Annotated in this window: 18 protein-coding genes; 12 read left to right on the top strand and 6 right to left on the bottom strand. The window is 70.1% G+C overall.

The features are described 5' to 3' along the window. Positions 1-13 precede the first annotated feature (13 nt). The 3 genes from V6S66_RS02475 to V6S66_RS02485 all read right to left on the bottom strand — a co-directional run bounded on the left by V6S66_RS02475 (position 14) and on the right by V6S66_RS02485 (position 2,369). Entirely contained in the window at positions 14-631 is a 618-nt protein-coding gene (locus V6S66_RS02475; protein WP_334205180.1) for a hypothetical protein, read from the bottom strand. 230 nt (positions 632-861) lie between these two features. Then, positions 862-1,443, bottom strand: coding sequence for a uracil-DNA glycosylase (locus V6S66_RS02480; RefSeq protein ID WP_334205181.1), 582 nt, complete (start codon positions 1,441-1,443; stop codon positions 862-864). A gap of 20 nt (positions 1,444-1,463) precedes the next feature. Next, entirely contained in the window at positions 1,464-2,369 is a 906-nt protein-coding gene (locus tag V6S66_RS02485; protein ID WP_334205182.1) for a LysR family transcriptional regulator, read from the bottom strand. Positions 2,370-2,463: 94 nt separating this feature from the next. Between V6S66_RS02485 and V6S66_RS02490 the strand changes: the two genes are divergently transcribed. Further along, positions 2,464-3,612 (top strand): TDT family transporter, encoded by a 1,149-nt coding sequence (locus V6S66_RS02490; protein WP_334205183.1) that lies wholly within the window; start codon positions 2,464-2,466, stop codon positions 3,610-3,612. A gap of 40 nt (positions 3,613-3,652) precedes the next feature. Then, the gene (locus V6S66_RS02495) at positions 3,653-4,099 is read left to right on the top strand and encodes a hypothetical protein (protein WP_334205184.1); all 447 of its coding nucleotides are present in this window, start codon (positions 3,653-3,655) and stop codon (positions 4,097-4,099) included. A 524-nt stretch (positions 4,100-4,623) separates the two neighbouring features. Here V6S66_RS02495 and V6S66_RS02500 read toward each other — a convergent pair. The 3 genes from V6S66_RS02500 to V6S66_RS02510 form a co-directional block, all read right to left on the bottom strand. Next, positions 4,624-5,199: a DUF305 domain-containing protein gene (locus V6S66_RS02500; RefSeq protein WP_334205185.1), complete on the bottom strand. Its 576-nt coding sequence runs from the start codon at positions 5,197-5,199 to the stop codon at positions 4,624-4,626. A gap of 73 nt (positions 5,200-5,272) precedes the next feature. Next, a complete protein-coding gene (locus tag V6S66_RS02505; RefSeq protein ID WP_334205186.1) occupies positions 5,273-5,725 on the bottom strand; it encodes a hypothetical protein in 453 nt (150 codons plus the stop codon). Positions 5,726-5,826: 101 nt separating this feature from the next. Then, positions 5,827-6,579 carry a M23 family metallopeptidase gene (locus tag V6S66_RS02510; RefSeq protein ID WP_334205187.1) on the bottom strand — a complete coding sequence of 251 codons (753 nt, stop codon included), beginning with the start codon at positions 6,577-6,579 and terminating at the stop codon, positions 5,827-5,829. Positions 6,580-6,737: 158 nt separating this feature from the next. Here V6S66_RS02510 and V6S66_RS02515 point away from each other — a divergent pair, with 158 nt between their 5' ends. From V6S66_RS02515 to V6S66_RS02560, 10 genes are all read left to right on the top strand, one after another. Continuing rightward, positions 6,738-7,049 carry an ArsR/SmtB family transcription factor gene (locus tag V6S66_RS02515; RefSeq protein ID WP_334205188.1) on the top strand — a complete coding sequence of 104 codons (312 nt, stop codon included), beginning with the start codon at positions 6,738-6,740 and terminating at the stop codon, positions 7,047-7,049. After that, the gene (locus V6S66_RS02520; RefSeq protein WP_334205189.1) at positions 7,036-7,362 is read left to right on the top strand and encodes a hypothetical protein; all 327 of its coding nucleotides are present in this window, start codon (positions 7,036-7,038) and stop codon (positions 7,360-7,362) included. Before V6S66_RS02515 ends, V6S66_RS02520 begins: the two co-directional genes overlap by 14 nt. 162 nt (positions 7,363-7,524) lie before the next feature. After that, positions 7,525-9,135: a peptide chain release factor 3 gene (locus V6S66_RS02525; RefSeq protein ID WP_334205190.1), complete on the top strand. Its 1,611-nt coding sequence runs from the start codon at positions 7,525-7,527 to the stop codon at positions 9,133-9,135. Between the two features lie 218 nt (positions 9,136-9,353). Beyond that, positions 9,354-9,632 (top strand): hypothetical protein, encoded by a 279-nt coding sequence (locus V6S66_RS02530; protein ID WP_334205191.1) that lies wholly within the window; start codon positions 9,354-9,356, stop codon positions 9,630-9,632. Then, complete coding sequence (locus V6S66_RS02535) at positions 9,629-10,540, top strand: FAD:protein FMN transferase (RefSeq protein ID WP_334205192.1); 912 nt, start codon at positions 9,629-9,631, stop codon at positions 10,538-10,540. Before V6S66_RS02530 ends, V6S66_RS02535 begins: the two co-directional genes overlap by 4 nt. Further along, positions 10,513-11,136, top strand: a complete 624-nt coding sequence (locus tag V6S66_RS02540) for a ferric reductase (protein WP_334205193.1) — start codon at positions 10,513-10,515, stop codon at positions 11,134-11,136. The genes V6S66_RS02535 and V6S66_RS02540 overlap by 28 nt, the downstream gene beginning before the upstream one ends. Next, on the top strand, positions 11,133-12,371 hold the full coding sequence (locus V6S66_RS02545) for an NADH-ubiquinone oxidoreductase-F iron-sulfur binding region domain-containing protein (protein WP_334205194.1): 1,239 nt from the start codon (positions 11,133-11,135) through the stop codon (positions 12,369-12,371). Before V6S66_RS02540 ends, V6S66_RS02545 begins: the two co-directional genes overlap by 4 nt. Continuing rightward, a complete protein-coding gene (locus tag V6S66_RS02550; protein WP_334205195.1) occupies positions 12,368-12,559 on the top strand; it encodes a ferredoxin in 192 nt (63 codons plus the stop codon). The genes V6S66_RS02545 and V6S66_RS02550 overlap by 4 nt, the downstream gene beginning before the upstream one ends. A 37-nt stretch (positions 12,560-12,596) precedes the next feature. Beyond that, on the top strand, positions 12,597-13,268 hold the full coding sequence (locus V6S66_RS02555) for a response regulator transcription factor (protein WP_334205196.1): 672 nt from the start codon (positions 12,597-12,599) through the stop codon (positions 13,266-13,268). Next, positions 13,265-14,596, top strand: a complete 1,332-nt coding sequence (locus V6S66_RS02560) for a sensor histidine kinase (RefSeq protein ID WP_334205197.1) — start codon at positions 13,265-13,267, stop codon at positions 14,594-14,596. The genes V6S66_RS02555 and V6S66_RS02560 overlap by 4 nt, the downstream gene beginning before the upstream one ends. Positions 14,597-14,625: the final 29 nt, after the last annotated feature.

The raw sequence follows: 14,625 nt of genomic DNA on the forward strand, positions 1-14,625 counted from the left end.
GGGTTCGAATCCCCTATCCTCCGCCGCAATCGGGGCTCGCAGCGTTCGTCGCTGCGGGCCCCGGTGCCGTTTGAGCGCAATGATTCGGGGAGGGACGAGCGACGGAGTCCTCTACCTCCGCCATGAGGCGCTTGTTCCAACCACGTGAGGTTTCACCTCCGGGGATCGGGAGTAAGCGGCTCAAGGTCAGCGCAGCGCCTCGGGACACGGTCACATCGTGATCGCCCACCGTGGCGCTGTTTGCATGTGCGGCACGTGACATCGCGCGCCGATGCGCTTGGTCGGCTCCGAGGACCGCGTCGAACGGCGGGCGAACCTCGGCGTCGTGGATGCCGTCCTCATCGAGGAAGAGCCGTTTGAAGTTGGCGTCATTGAGGCTGCTACGCGCTGCGTCGTTCGCCTGTCGGTAGATCGCGCCGACATCTGCGAGTAGCGCCAGGCATTCCTCGAGTAGCTCAGCACCGGTAGCGAGTGCCTTGCCTGCGTGGTTGCGCTCGGCTTCGACTCGCTCCCGATCTTCACGTAGCTGGTTGATCCGCTGCCGGATCTTGTGCTGCGGGAGACCTTGCTCGGCGAGATCCAGAAGTCGTTCCTCGCGCTTGTCGAGATCGATGACTCGCTTCGTCAGCACGGTTTCGAGCTCGCGGATACTCGACTGCCTCACCGAGCTGTAGGCCGTGCATGGCCGCGATGCCACCGACGACCACGGCAATCAACGCAGCGCGAACCCAGGTGGGTGGCCCCACCCTCGTGGCCGCATCACGAGAGGACATTGCCGCAACGGTAGCCCCACGGCGCGACGACAGCTGGGCGTGGACCGGGTGCGACAGGGTCGGTGGCGGACACGAATCGAGGCCGTCTTCACGCTCTCAAACGGGCGATCTTCTGGGATCGTTCGAGAGCCACACGCAGTCGATTGAAGGCTTCTGCGCGTGCGTGGGCGTTGCGTGGTGACGGGTGCGGGACAGCCAGCACGGGAACAACCCGGGCTGTCTCATCGATCGTCATCAGCCGCATCACACCTTGAAGTGCCGGCATGCCGACGGCGACGACGACGTGGAGGTCGGGCAGAGCCGCCCACAGCTCCTTCAATGCCGGACGCGCCTCCTCAAGGTCTCGCACCAGTGGCGGCCTTCGATGGCCGGTAGCGTCGTAGGTGGGCCACGGCACCACGTTCCATCTCACGTACCCGTCACGGGCCACGCCCGCAGAAGCTCGTGCTGCACGGAGCGCGGCCGCGGTCGGGTCGTCGTTGTCCTCGGTGCTGAACCCGAGGTCACCTGCGGCAACCGTGCGAGGGCCGGGCGACTCCATCAGCACCAGGATCCTCGCGTTCACGCCAGGACCGTCCGGGTCGAACCACGGGACGAACCGCTGCTCGTCGACCGCCGCACGCCAAGCACGGACCAGCGCGTTGAGCGCGAAGACGTGCGGCTCGTCCACTCGGGACCGGCGATCGGTGCTCATCTCGTGCGGGCTTTCGTGGCGATCGCCAGCAGGTGGCGGACCGGACCGGCCGGCGGGCGGCCGCTGCCGACCCACAGCGCGGTGAGGTCGCGCGAAAGGTCCAGCCCGATGATCGGCACCTCGACGAGCCGGCCCGCCTCCACATCGCTGCGCACCGAGCGCCGGCTCATGAACGCCGGTGGGCTGCCTGCGCTGACCGCCGATCGGATGCCGGACGTGGTGGTCAGCTCGACGGCGGGCGCCGTGGCGGTCAAGCCGAGTCGTGCGAGCGCGTCGTCGACGACGCGCCGGGAGCCTGACCCTTGCTCGCGCCACGTCAGAGGCCGGGTGACGATCTCATCTGGCGCCAGCGGCGAGTCCTGTTTGGCCCACGGGTCGTGCGGTGCCGAGTACAGGCCCAGCTCGTCGCGAGCGACGACCAGTGATGCCAGGTCGCCGGGGTCGGCACCGTCCTCGACGAAACCGATGTCGGCCGACCCGTCCGCTACGGCCGTCCGCACGTTCTCGCTGTTGGTGGCGGTCAGGCTGACGACGGTGTCGTGCTGCTGGCGAAGCCGAACCAGCCACAGGGGAAGCAGGTGCTCGGCGACGGTCATGCTCGCCGCGATGCTCAGCTGGTGCGTGCGGTCGTCGCGCAAGGTCGCGATCGACTCGTCGATCTCCTGAGCGAGATCGATCAGACGTGAGGCCCAGCCGACCATCAGGACACCGGACTCAGTGAGCGTCGATCCTCCGGCAGCACGACGCAGGAGGGTCAGTCCCGTCTGGGCCTCGACGGCTCTGAGCCGTTCGGATGCCGATTGCTGGGTGATGCCGTTCGCTCGACCCGCAGCGCCGATGCTGCCATGAGTGGCCACGTCGACCAGCAGCTGAAGAGCAGCCAGGTCGGGGATGTTGCGCATCTGCCTAGACTACGTGTCCTCCACAGGTCTGCCCTGTGGAGCCACAGGGTGACGGGTTCTACCGCGATCCGCGCATCGAGACCACGGTGGAGTCATGACCACCGCACACCTGACGACGACCAGCGAGCCCGCCGCCTGCAGCACCCGCGACCGATCGGGCTGGCTCCGCGAGCTCGAGGGCGCTCCGGCTCTCGGCTTCATCGGACCCAACTGGTTTGCCTCGGTCATGGGCACCGGCATCGTCGCAGTCGCCGCTGCCTCCCTGCCCTTCTCCGTCCCGGGGATCACGGTCTTCGCCACCACCGTCTGGGTCCTCGCCCTCCTGCTTCTCGTCGTGGTGGTCGTGGCGACTGCCGGCCACTGGACGTTGCATGGCGAGGTGGCCCGCGGTCACCTGGACGATCCGGTGATGTCGCACTTCTACGGCGCGCCCGCGATGGGACTCATGACCGTTGGTGCCGGCGCAGTGCTGGTGGGACATCACCTGATCGGCATGACTGCGGCGCTGGCGCTGGACTGGGTGCTGTGGACCGTCGGGACCCTGCTCGGTCTGACCACGGCCGTGCTGGTGCCGATCCGTGCCTTCACCTCGCACGAGGTCCACGAGGACTCCGCCTTCGGCGGCTGGCTCATGCCCGTGGTCCCGCCCATGGTCAGTGCCGCCACCGGCGCTGCCCTCATCCCGCACCTACCGGCCGGCCAGGCCCAGCAGACGATGCTGCTGGCCTGCTACACGTTCTTCGGCCTCACTCTCATGTGCAGCATCGTCATGATCGCGTTCATCTGGAACCGGCTTCTGCGCCACGGCATCGGAGCCGCCGGCGCCGTGCCCACGCTCTGGATCGTCCTCGGTCCCGTCGGTCAGTCGATCACTGCGGCCCACCACCTCGGCAACGTGACCCCCGACGTGCTGGACAGCCCCTACGGCACTGCGTTCCACGCCTTCGCCCTCGTTTACGGCATTCCCATGTGGGGATTCGCGATGCTGTGGTTGGCGATCGCCGCCACCCTCACCGCCCGCACCGCCAAGGAAGGACTTCCGTTCAGCCTGACGTGGTGGTCCTTCACCTTCCCGGTCGGCACCGTGGTCACCGGCACGTCGGGGCTGGCCCAGCTGACCGGCAACCACGTGCTCCAGGTCGCGGCCGGCGCACTGTTCATCCTCCTTCTCAGCGCCTGGGCCGTCGTTGCCGTCCGCACCCTTCGCGGCGTGCACTCTGGGAAGTTGCTCAAGAAGCCCTGAACTCCGACAGACCCATACCTCCGATGAAGGGGAAGCCCTGATGAAGACGCCCCGTCAGAGCACGATCGAATGGTCCGTCGCCACCATGTTCATCTGCGGACTCATGCTCCTAGTCCTGGCGCAGAACGACACGCTCCAAGCCCTCCCGTGGACCAATTTCGGGCTCGCCCTGGCCGGCTTGAGCGCCGTCATGGGAATGGCTCTGGCCATCGCCGAAGCCGACATCTGGCCCGAGCTGGACATCACTGACTATGCCGAGCGCACCGAGCAGACCATCACCGCGTGGTCGGGCATGAACGGCCAGCAGGGCGGCGACCCGGCCAAGCTCGCCGTAGCACTCGTGACCCTGTCGGACTCCGGCGACCTGCCGCTGCGCTTCCTCGCCGGAAGCGACGTCATGGCCGGAGTCGAGCAGAACCTCGCCACCATTCAGGAGCAGATCAACGCCCACCGGGAGCTGTCGGCCTCGCTCGCCTACGACGCCTGAGCCACAGTCTTGGTGTTGCTGACCATGGCCTGGCGATGCGATCGGGTGCGCGGAGGCTCGTCGGTTTTGGTCTCAGTTTTGGTCTCAGTTGGACCATGATGTGCCCTGATTGGGCGTGATGGGCAGTGATGGAAAACCCTGCAATTCCAGCGAAACAGACTCCGACGAACTGGCCGAAATTGGCGCTGGCGCGGTTGGAAAGCGGGTTGAGTGAAAGCTCTCAGGGGTTCGAATCCCCTATCCTCCGCCGGTGCCAGGGCTCGTAGCGTTCTTTGCTGCGGGCCCTGGTGCCGTTTGGACAGGGACCTGGCGCTCCTGGTCTCGCCCGACCATCCCCACCTCTCGACGCAGGCATTTCTCGCCAGGGTTGACGCGAACCTCTCCGAGCGCCTGGAACAGGGTTCCGGGCGCAGCGGTGGTGGGCCTCTGGATCGCCGTTGAGGCCGTGTGACTCGAGCAGGAGCTCGTTCAGAACGGGGTGCGCCCGGCCGACCTGATGGGGCCGGTCGGACGCACCGCGGACCTCACGGGGCGAGGAGCGCTTCCATCTCGGCGATCTCGGTGGTCTGAGCTGCTTCGATCTGCTCGGCCAGGGCGATCGCGTCCGGGTTGGTGCCGCTGTCGATCTCGGCCTTGGCCATGATGATGGCGCCCTCGTGGTGCTCGATCATCATGGTCAGGAACATCTGGTCGAACTCAGTGCCGGTGGCGTCCTCCAGATCGGACATGTCCTCGTCGGACATCATGCCGGGCATGGCGGACTCCGAGCCCTGACCGTGGTTCATCTCGGAGTGCTCGTCGGTGCTCTCTTCTGAAACACCCCACTCCTGCAACCAGGTGGTCATGGTCTCGATCTCGGGGTCCTGCGCTGCTTCGATACGGCTGGCGATGTCGAGGATCTCGGGACTGGTGGTCCGGTCCTGCGCCAAGGCGGCCATCTCGGTGGCCTGCTCGTGGTGGGGGATCATCTCCTGGGCGAAGGTGACGTCGAACTCGGTCACGTCGTCCGGTAGCGAGGCAGAGCTGTCGTCGCCGGAGCAGGCCGTCAGGGCCAGAGTGGTGGTGGCGGCGATGACGGCCGCGATGAGTCGTGTGCGCATGGGTGTTCTCCTTGAGTGCTGATGCTTTCGGGGTCGTCGAGGACCGGCGTCGAGGCGCCGGTGTCACGACCGATCAGCAGCGGAGGACGGAAGTGCGTTGTCGCGGTGTCAGGCTCTGCCAGGCGGGCCGTTCCCACCCGAGCGTGATCATCGTCGGCACAGGGAGCTGCTCGATGACGCGCCGCAGCCCGCGTGCGCGGACGAGGACGACGCCGATCGCGATCGACACGAGCATGGCGATGCACATCGCCATCAGAGGGCCGCATCCCCGGTCGTCCGCGGGTGCTCCGTGATCGCCACCGGCATCTGCGGTCGTGGCGTGAGCGGCGCTGCCGTGTCCGTGGCCGTCGCCGGTCATCGGATCCCCGACTTGGGCGACCTGGCTGCTGTGGGAGGCGGCGTGGCCCTCGTCCAGGGTCATCAGCGAGTGCATCGCCACCAGACCCAGCACGACCAAGGGCGCGCCCACGGCGAGCGCGACTCGGAGAAGTCGTGCCCGCAGTCGTCGGTAAACCGTGCTGGACATCGTCACGATCGTACGGACCCTGCGTATGGGCACCGGCCAAGGCGGTCAGCCGCGGTCTCTCGGACCGACCCGCCACGGCCGGGACCGACGCGGCGAGGTCCCTACAGGGTGACGTTGTGCTCGCGGAAGTACGGCTCGATGTCGACCGCCTTGCCGCCGCCGGGCTTGGCCTCGACGTGCAGGTGCGGACCGGTCGATCGACCGGTCGACCCCGTGTACCCGACGGTCTCGCCGGCCTCCACGTGCTGGCCCACCTCGACGACGATGCGGCTCTGGTGGCAGAACATGATCACCAGATCCTCGGCGTCGAGCTGGATCTGCGTCATGTTCCCGCAGTTGCCGGAGTACGAGGCGGCGATGACGGTGCCCGCCGCGACCGACACGATGGTCGACCCGGAGGGTCCGGCGAGATCCAGACCGCTGTGCCCCTTGCCGTACAAGGAGTTGACGTCACCGAAGTGGCCCGAGATGCGGTACCCCGTGACCGGCAGGACCCACTGGTTCGCGCGGAGCGCCTCCGCCTCGGTCTGGAGCTCGTCCGCTCTCGCCTGCGAACCCGCGAGGACCTCGCTCTGCGCCTGGATGACCTGCTCGGCCTGCGCCTGGGTCTGCTGCTCGAGCACGACGCGGTCGAAGTCCCGGCTGACGTCCGGGCCGGTGTCGTAAGAACCTGACAGGGCTCGCTGGTCGCTGAACGGCACCCCTTGGTCCGGAGGACCGGCAAGAGCGACCGAGCCCCAACCGGCCACGATCATGGCGACGGCACCGACAGCCGCAATCGGGGGACGGAGCGTGAGGGACCGACGGCGCTCGGTGACGAGACGGCGCTTCGGCGCTGCAGATCCCACGCTCATCCTTTGGTCCGTGAACAGTCAACCTGGGCGAGGCTACCGGAGGTGCGATGGTCGCCGCTGGTCGTCGCAGCGGTCTGGCTCCACGACGTGACAACGTGATCGGGGCCGGTAGTCGTTGTCGTGTTGACATGCAAACATGCGCATATCAAGATCTCTGGATGGCGGACGATGACCTCGCGCACAGGTACCGACGGGTCTCCGATCTCTTCGGGGCCCTGTCGTCGCCGGTGCGCTCGGCTGTCGTCCACCGGTTGTCCGAGGGCGAGCAGACCGTCGGGCAGCTGGTCGAGTGGTCGGGTCTGTCCCAGCCGCTCGTCTCCCAGCACCTTCGGGTGCTGCGGGGCGCACGCCTGGTGACCTCCGAGCGTCGGGGGCGCGAGGTCGTCTATGCCTTGACCGACGAGCACGTGACGCACGTGTTCCTCGATGCCTTCCACCACACCCAGGAGCACTCTCATGACCGTGACTGACCACCCCACCGCCGAGCGCCACGCCCACACCCACGGGCCCGGCTGCGGCCACGACGCGGTCGTCCACGAGGACCACGTCGACTACCTGCACGACGGCCACGCCCACCACGAGCACGACGGTCACTACGACGAGTGCACGACCTGCTCGTGCGCCGACTGCACCGACACGTGCGCGACGTGCACCTGCACCTCGTGCACGTGCGAGACGTGCAACCACAACGTCTGCGCCTGTGACAACTGCAGCGACGACCACCAGTGCGCCAACTGCATCTGCGCCGACTGCACCTGCGCCACCTGCAAGCACGCCGCCTGAGCGACGCCTGGCCACGAGCCCGCTGACCCGCCTCGGGTCAGCGGGCTCGCGCTGTCACGCCCCGGAAGTCCAGGTCGACCACGGTCGGCCGTCCGCCGGCGCGAGCTCGTCCCCGCCCTGCCGTTACGGTCATGGGGTGACTCCTGCGAAGACCCCCGGCTCGTGACGCCCTCGGCGGCGCCGACCTCGAACCATCCGGCCGCCGTCCTGGCGCAGGCCGGCCGCCGGCGCACGTTCGCGGTCATCTCCCACCCGGATGCCGGCAAGTCCACGCTCACCGAGGCGCTGGCGCTCCACGCCCACGCGATCACCGAGGCGGGTGCCACGCACGGCAAGGCGGGACGCAAGGCCACCGTCTCGGACTGGATGGAGATGGAGCAGGCGCGCGGCATCTCGATCTCCTCGACCGCGCTGCAGTTCGAGTACGAGGGCACGGTCTTCAACCTGGTCGACACCCCGGGGCACGCCGACTTCTCCGAGGACACCTACCGCGTGCTCTCCGCCGTGGACTTCGCCGTGATGCTCCTCGACGGCGGCAAGGGCCTGGAGCCGCAGACCCTGAAGCTCTTCGACGTGTGCCGCCGCAGCGGTATCCCGGTCATCACGGTCGTCAACAAGTGGGACCGGCCGGGCCTTGACCCCCTCGAGCTCATGGACCAGATCCAGACCGAGATCACGCTGCACCCGACGCCCCTGACCTGGCCGGTCGGCATCGCCGGTGACTTCCACGGCGTGATCGACCGCCGCGACGGCACCTGCATCGAGTACCTCCGCACGGCCGGGGGCGCCACGATCGCGCCGCAGGCGACCCACTCCCCGGAGGAAGCCGCCGAGCTCTTCGGCGAGGTCTGGGAGGCCGCCCGCGAGGAGGCCGACCTGCTCGACGCGTCGGGCAGCACGTACGACCGCGAGACGTTCCTCGCCGGCCAGTCGACCCCGGTGCTGTTCGCCGCAGCCGCCCTCAACTTCGGCGTCGGCCAGCTCCTCGAGACGATGCTGACGGTGGCGCCCGCTCCGGGCCCCCGGCCGGGTGTCGACGGGGAGCCGCGCCCGGTCGATGCCGACTTCAGCGCGTTCGTGTTCAAGATCCAGGCCGGCATGAACACCGCCCACCGCGACCACGTGGCCTATGCGCGCATCTGCTCGGGCGTCTTCCGTCGCGGCGACGTGCTGACCCACGCGCAGAGCGGACGCCCCTTCGCGACCAAGTACGCCCAGAGCCTGTTCGGTCGGGATCGCGAGACCGCCGAGATCGCCTTCCCCGGTGACGTGATCGGCCTGGTCAACGCCTCCCAGCTCGCCATCGGCGACACCCTCTACGCCGAGTCGCCGGTGCAGTTCCCGCCGATCCCGAGCTTCGCGCCGGAGCACTTCGCGGTCATCAGGGCGCGCGACACCGGCCGGTACAAGCAGTTCCGTCGCGGGATCGAGCAGCTCGACCGCGAGGGCGTCGTGCAGGTCCTGCGCTCGAACCTGCGGGGCGACCAGGCGCCGGTGCTCGCCGCGGTCGGTCCCATGCAGTTCGAGGTGGTGGTCGACCGTCTCAAGCGCGAGTTCTCGACCGAGGTCGGCCTCGACCACCTCGACTACCAGCTGGCGCTCCAGGTCGATCGCGCCGGCGCCGACACCGTCAACTCGTCGGCCGGTGCCGAGGTGCTGGAACGGACCGACGGCACCCTGCTGGCGGTCTTCACCGATCGGTGGCGCATGCAGCGCATCGCCCGCGCCCATCCCGAGCTCGCGCTGACGTCGTTGGCCGCCGGCGTCGTCTGAGCTCTGCGGTGTGGGGGCGGGCACTCCGTCGTCCCGGCAAGCGCTTCGCCGGTCGTCCTGCCGGCATCGGGTCTGTCCTGAGGCGCCGGCCAGCAGGAGCACACCGCGCGCACAGTCAGGTTGCGTACAGGTGGAAGCACCCACGATGAGTCCGAGTGGTCGACCAGCGATCGCTCGGCGATCCATCAGCCCGACCTCGGGCGGAGAGTGTGGACACCATGAACACCTCACCCACAGCGCCGCGGGCGGCTCTCGCCGCCCGGGCGAGGAAGCACTTCGCGGCGATCGCCGCCTCCAGCGTGCTGCTGACCGGTGGTCTGGCCGCCGTCACGGCGGCCCAGACCGTCTCGGCCGAGCCGAGCACGACCGTCCCGGACGGGTCCGGGACGTCGGGGACCACCGGGTCGAACGGACCCACCTCCGACACCTCTGGTTCCACCGGGCTGACGTCGCCCCAGCCGGGATCGGCGCCGGATGCGGGGAGCAACGCGTCATGAGCGCCTCGGCGGTCTGGCAGGACTGGACCTGCACCGTGCGACTGACCGTGACCGATCCGGCGGCGCTCGGTCCGGCCCGGCGGTTCCTCGTCGACCTCATGGGCGAGGTCGAACAGGCAGCGAGCCGGTTCCTGGCGACGTCCGACGTCAGTCGGGTCAACGCGAGGTCGGGCACCTTCGTGCCGGTCGGCGGCCGCACCCTGGCGCTGGTCGACGTCGCCCTCGACGCCGCCGCGGAGACCGAGGGACTGGTCGACCCGACGGTCGGGCGGCAGCTCCTGCACGCCGGGTACGACCGCGACATCGAGCTGATCCGCGGACGGTTGATCGAGACGGACGCCGACCGACTGCCGTCGCCCGCCGACTGGCGGCAGGTGCGGGTCGACCACGAGCTGTCCCGCGTCGGCGTGCCCCGCGGGGTGGTGCTCGACCTCGGCGCGACCGCGAAGCCGTGGACGGCCGACGTCGCCGCCCACACGATCGCCGCGGTCCACGGCACGGGAGTCCTGGTCGAGATCGGCGGTGACCTCGCGGTGGCCGGACGGAAGGACGTCCCGTGGCAGGTGCACGTCAGCGAGGTCAGCGGCGGCCGCGGGGAGCAGATCGGACTCACACATGGCGGTGTGGCGACGTCGTCCTCGGCAGCTCGTGCCTGGTGCACGCCCTCCGGCGCGGCGCACCACATCATCGATCCGCGTACCGGCCGGCCTGCCGACGGGCCCTGGCGCACCGCCACGGTCTGGGCCCGCAGCGCGGTGGACGCCAACACTGCCAGCACCGCGGCGATCATCCTCGGCGTGGAGGCGGAGGCGTACCTGGCCGAGCTGGAGCTGCCGGCCCGACTGGTCGACCATGCGGGTCGCGTCCGCACCGTCGGTGCGTGGCCGGCGAACGCCGAGGCGGCGTGATGACGCTCTGGTACCTGGCGCGGGCCGCAGGCCTGGTCGCCCTGATCGCCTTCACGGCCTCGACCGTGCTCGGCGCTCTGGCGTCGTCGCGGTCGCGTCCGAGGAGCTGGGCCGCGATCGACCGGCGGTTCCTGACACAGATGGCGCACCGGTCGGCTGCGATCACGGGGCTCCTCGCCCTGCTGGCCCATGTCGGGATCCTCGTGATCGACAGCTACGTCGACGTCAGCGTGACCGGCGCAGTGGTGCCGTTCACCGCCGGTTTCGCGCCGTTCGCACTGGGCCTCGGCACCCTCGCGACCTACGCGATCGTCCTGGCCGCCGTCGCCGGGGCCGCCCGCGGACGCCTCGCTGCCTCGGCCCGCGCTGCTCGCACCTGGCGCACGGTGCACGTGGCCGCCTACCTGGGGTGGACCCTCTCGATGGGCCACGGCCTGCTCGCGGGGACCGACACCGGAGCGATGTGGTCGACCGCCGTCTACGCCACCTGTGGCATCGCCGTCGCCGTCGCCGTCGTCATCCGCCTGATCGGACTCGATCGGGCGGCGAACCAGCCGCTCGCCACCGCCCGCCGCCTCACGAGGAGTGCGTCATGACCGTCATCGACACCCCCACGACTGTGCCCTCCCGTCCCTTCGGTGCCCCGCGGGTGCTGGCGGGCATCTCGCCCGACCGTGCCCTCACCTGGACGGAGCACCGGGCCGTCCACGGGGTCCCGGCCCTGCGCCCGCGCGCCTGGCTCACCGATGCGATGCGAGCCGTGAACCTCCTGGGGCGCGGCGGCGCGGCCTTTCCCGTGGCGGTCAAGCTCGAGGCCATGCCGTTCGGCGGCCCGATGACCGTGCTGGTCAACGGCAGCGAGGGAGAACCGGCGAGCTACAAGGACCGCGCCCTCATGACGGTCGCCCCCCACCTCGTGATCGACGGGGCCCTCGTCGTGGCCCGCGCGCTCGGCGCGACCGCCGTGACGGTCGCCGTCCACGACAGCCGCGCCCACGCGTCGCTCGCCGCCGCGCTGGACGAGCGGCCGGACGCGGACGCCATCACGGTGGTGCACACCCGGTCGGGGTTCGTCGCGGGGGAGATCCGCGCTGTGGTCAACGGTCTCAACACCGGACAGGCGCGCCCCGGAGGTCGTCGCGATCTGCCGCACGACCACGGCCTGGCCGGACGCCCGACCTTCGCCTCGAACGTCGAGACCTTCGCCCAGGTCGCGGTGCTCGCGCGGCTCGGGGCCGCCGGATACGCTGCTGCCGGGACTCGCGACGAACCGGGCACCAGCCTCGTCACGCTCGTCGGCGACGTGATCCAGGCAGGCGTGCTCGAGGTCGCGAACGGCACGCGACTCGACGCCCTGCTGCCCGGCCGTCCCGGCGCTCTGGTCCTCGTCGGCGGGTTCCACGGCACCTGGGTCCGATCGACGGCTGGCCTGACGGTCGACCGCGCCGCACTGCGCGCCTCCGGGTCCCCGCTCGGTGCCGGCGTCATCGCCCGTCCACATGCCGACACGTGCGTGCTCGCCGAGGTCGCGGTCGTCAGCCAGTGGCTGGCCGACCAGTCCGCCGGGCAGTGCGGCCCGTGCTTCTTCGGGCTTCCAGCGCTGGCCGACGACGTGCGGGCGTTCGCTGCCGGGCGAGGTTCCGAGGCCCAGGTGGTTCGCCGCGCGGGACAGGTGCGAGGACGCGGCGCGTGTGCCCATCCGGATGGTGCCGTGCAGTTCATGTCCTCGGCGATCGTCGCCCTGGCCGACGACATCGCGGTCCACCGGGCGCACGGCACGTGTGGTCGCCCGCCGTCGACCATCTTCCCGCTCCCGAGGAGTGAGTCATGACCACGGTCCACGTCGACTGGACCCGCTGCGACGGGCACGGTGTCTGTGCACGCCTCCTCCACGAGAAGATCACCCTCGACGAGTGGGGCTTCCCGCTGGTCGCCGACCCGGAGATCGAGCCGTACCTGGTCGGGGCCGCCCGACAGGCGGCGGTCGCCTGCCCGGCTCTCGCCCTGCGCCTGCAGTGAGCCGAGCCGGGGCCACGCCGGCCTGCCGTGGTGCACGATGGGCGACGTGACCCGCATCGGCATCTGTGAGGACGACGCATCAGTGCGTCGCGTGCTCACGGACGCCTTCACGCTGCACGGCCACGAGGTCGTGATCGCCCGCAATGGCCAGGAGGCCGTGGCCAACCTCGGTTCCTCCTCGGGCGTCGACGTCCTCGTGATCGACATCGGACTGCCCGACGCCGACGGTCGCGACGTGTGCCAGGCGCTGCGTGCGTCCGGCCAGCACGCCCCGGTGCTGTTCCTGACCGCGCTCGACGCCGTCCACGACCGGGTGTCAGGGTTCAACGCCGGCGGGGACGACTACGTCGCGAAGCCGTTCGCCGTCGCCGAGGTGCTCGTGCGACTCGATGCCCTGACTCGCCGTGCGCGCGCAGCGCCCGAGACGACCACGGGTCTCCGACTCGACCCGGCACGGTTCTCGGTGCGTCACGGCGACCTCGAGGAGCGGTTGACCCCCACCGAGTACCGCTTCCTGGCGACGTTGGCCGCTCAGCCGGGCACCGTCGTCCGCCGCCGAGCTGCGGTCGTCGCGGCCTGGCCCGACGGGACGCTCGTCAGCGAGAACACGATCGACTCCTACGTGCGGCGCCTCCGCGTGAAGCTCGCCGCCGTCGAGTCGCCCGTCAACCTGGAGACCGTGCGCGGCGTCGGGTTCGTGCTCCAGTGAGACGTCACGGCACCGGCCTGCGCGGCCGCATCGTCCGGTCCACGGCCCTCGTGACCGCGGTGGCGATGGCGGCGGTGATCGGCACGGTTCTTCTGGTCCTGGCGGCCCTGACGCGTGACAGCGTCACCACGGCGCTCGAGGACCGACTCGAGCTCGTGCTCGCGACGTCCGGGGCGGGTGACGGTGACGGCGACACCGGTCCGGGACTCGCCGCCCCCGACGACGCGATCGACGAGGCCGTCTGGATCTTCGACGACTCGGGCCAGCAGGTGCGGGGCCCCGACGCCGGCCAGAACGTGCAGGACGCGGCCGAGTCGTTGGCGGACGTCGCCGAGCGGACCAGCCTCGAGCAGCGGGAGCGGCTCTACCTGGCCGCGCCGTTGCCGGCGACGAGATCCGGTGGCCCGGCCGGAGTGGTCGTCGTGTCGGAGTCGCTCGAGCCGTACGAACGCACCCGCAACCTGGTCGCGATCGGTCTGGGGGTTCTCGGCGTGATCGTCACGGTCGGGACCAGCGCGATCGCCGCCTGGACGGTGCGCCGCGCGCTCGCCCCGGTCGGGTCGATGGCGATCAGCGCCGAGGAGTGGAGCGAGCACGACCTCGACTCACGGTTCGCCACCTCCCCCGGTGGCGGTGACGAGATCGCCGCGCTGGGTGACACGCTCAACCTGCTGCTCGACCGTGTCGCCGGCGCCCTGCGCGGCGAGCAACGTCTGACGGCCGAGCTCGCCCACGAGCTCCGTACCCCGCTCACCGCGATTCGTGGCGAGGCCGAGATCGCGCTCATGATGGCTCCGGAGGACCGCGTCGCCGGACGTCTTCGGGAGGTCGTCGCCCTCGTCGAGCGGATGAGCACCACGATCACGACGCTGCTCGACGTGGCCCGCGGCGAGGGTGATCGCGGCGCGACCTGTGGTCCGCTCGAGATCGTCCGGGCCGTCCTTGCGGACCAGCACGAGCGACCGGGCGTGAACACTCACGTCGTCATCGCCGTCGGCCTCCCGGACGCGGCCGCACCTCTGGCGCTGGCGACCCGCGCTCTGGCACCCGTGGTCGACAACGCCATGACCCACGCATCCACGTCCGTCACGATCACCGCGACCACCCACGATCGGCGCGTCGAGATCAGCGTCACCGACGACGGACCGGGGGTGGGCGCAGCTGGCGTCGCGGATGTGTTCGCCCCGGGTGCGCGCGGCGGCGACAGCGCCGGCGCGGGACTCGGCCTGGCGCTCGCGCGACGCGTCGCGCGCTCCCTCGGCGGCGACGTCGTCCTGACCCGCGATCACGATCCGACGGTCTTCACCCTGTCCCTGCCGCGCCCCTGATCGCAGTCAGGTGGCTGGCAGGTTGCCGA

Origin of the sequence: Aeromicrobium sp. Sec7.5 (genome assembly GCF_036867135.1) — a bacterium.
Lineage (GTDB): Bacteria > Actinomycetota > Actinomycetes > Propionibacteriales > Nocardioidaceae > Aeromicrobium.

What these genes read in the sequence shown, in the direction of transcription:
- V6S66_RS02485 (WP_334205182.1), bottom strand. Translation starts at nt 2,369, where the DNA reads ATGCGCAACATCCCCGACCTGGCTGCTCTTCAGCTGCTGGTCGACGTG.
- V6S66_RS02490 (WP_334205183.1), top strand. Translation starts at nt 2,464, where the DNA reads ATGACCACCGCACACCTGACGACGACCAGCGAGCCCGCCGCCTGCAGC.
- V6S66_RS02495 (WP_334205184.1), top strand. Translation starts at nt 3,653, where the DNA reads ATGAAGACGCCCCGTCAGAGCACGATCGAATGGTCCGTCGCCACCATG.
- V6S66_RS02500 (WP_334205185.1), bottom strand. Translation starts at nt 5,199, where the DNA reads ATGCGCACACGACTCATCGCGGCCGTCATCGCCGCCACCACCACTCTG.
- V6S66_RS02505 (WP_334205186.1), bottom strand. Translation starts at nt 5,725, where the DNA reads ATGTCCAGCACGGTTTACCGACGACTGCGGGCACGACTTCTCCGAGTC.
- V6S66_RS02510 (WP_334205187.1), bottom strand. Translation starts at nt 6,579, where the DNA reads ATGAGCGTGGGATCTGCAGCGCCGAAGCGCCGTCTCGTCACCGAGCGC.
- V6S66_RS02515 (WP_334205188.1), top strand. Translation starts at nt 6,738, where the DNA reads ATGGCGGACGATGACCTCGCGCACAGGTACCGACGGGTCTCCGATCTC.
- V6S66_RS02520 (WP_334205189.1), top strand. Translation starts at nt 7,036, where the DNA reads ATGACCGTGACTGACCACCCCACCGCCGAGCGCCACGCCCACACCCAC.
- V6S66_RS02530 (WP_334205191.1), top strand. Translation starts at nt 9,354, where the DNA reads ATGAACACCTCACCCACAGCGCCGCGGGCGGCTCTCGCCGCCCGGGCG.
- V6S66_RS02535 (WP_334205192.1), top strand. Translation starts at nt 9,629, where the DNA reads ATGAGCGCCTCGGCGGTCTGGCAGGACTGGACCTGCACCGTGCGACTG.
- V6S66_RS02545 (WP_334205194.1), top strand. Translation starts at nt 11,133, where the DNA reads ATGACCGTCATCGACACCCCCACGACTGTGCCCTCCCGTCCCTTCGGT.
- V6S66_RS02550 (WP_334205195.1), top strand. Translation starts at nt 12,368, where the DNA reads ATGACCACGGTCCACGTCGACTGGACCCGCTGCGACGGGCACGGTGTC.
- V6S66_RS02555 (WP_334205196.1), top strand. Translation starts at nt 12,597, where the DNA reads ATGGGCGACGTGACCCGCATCGGCATCTGTGAGGACGACGCATCAGTG.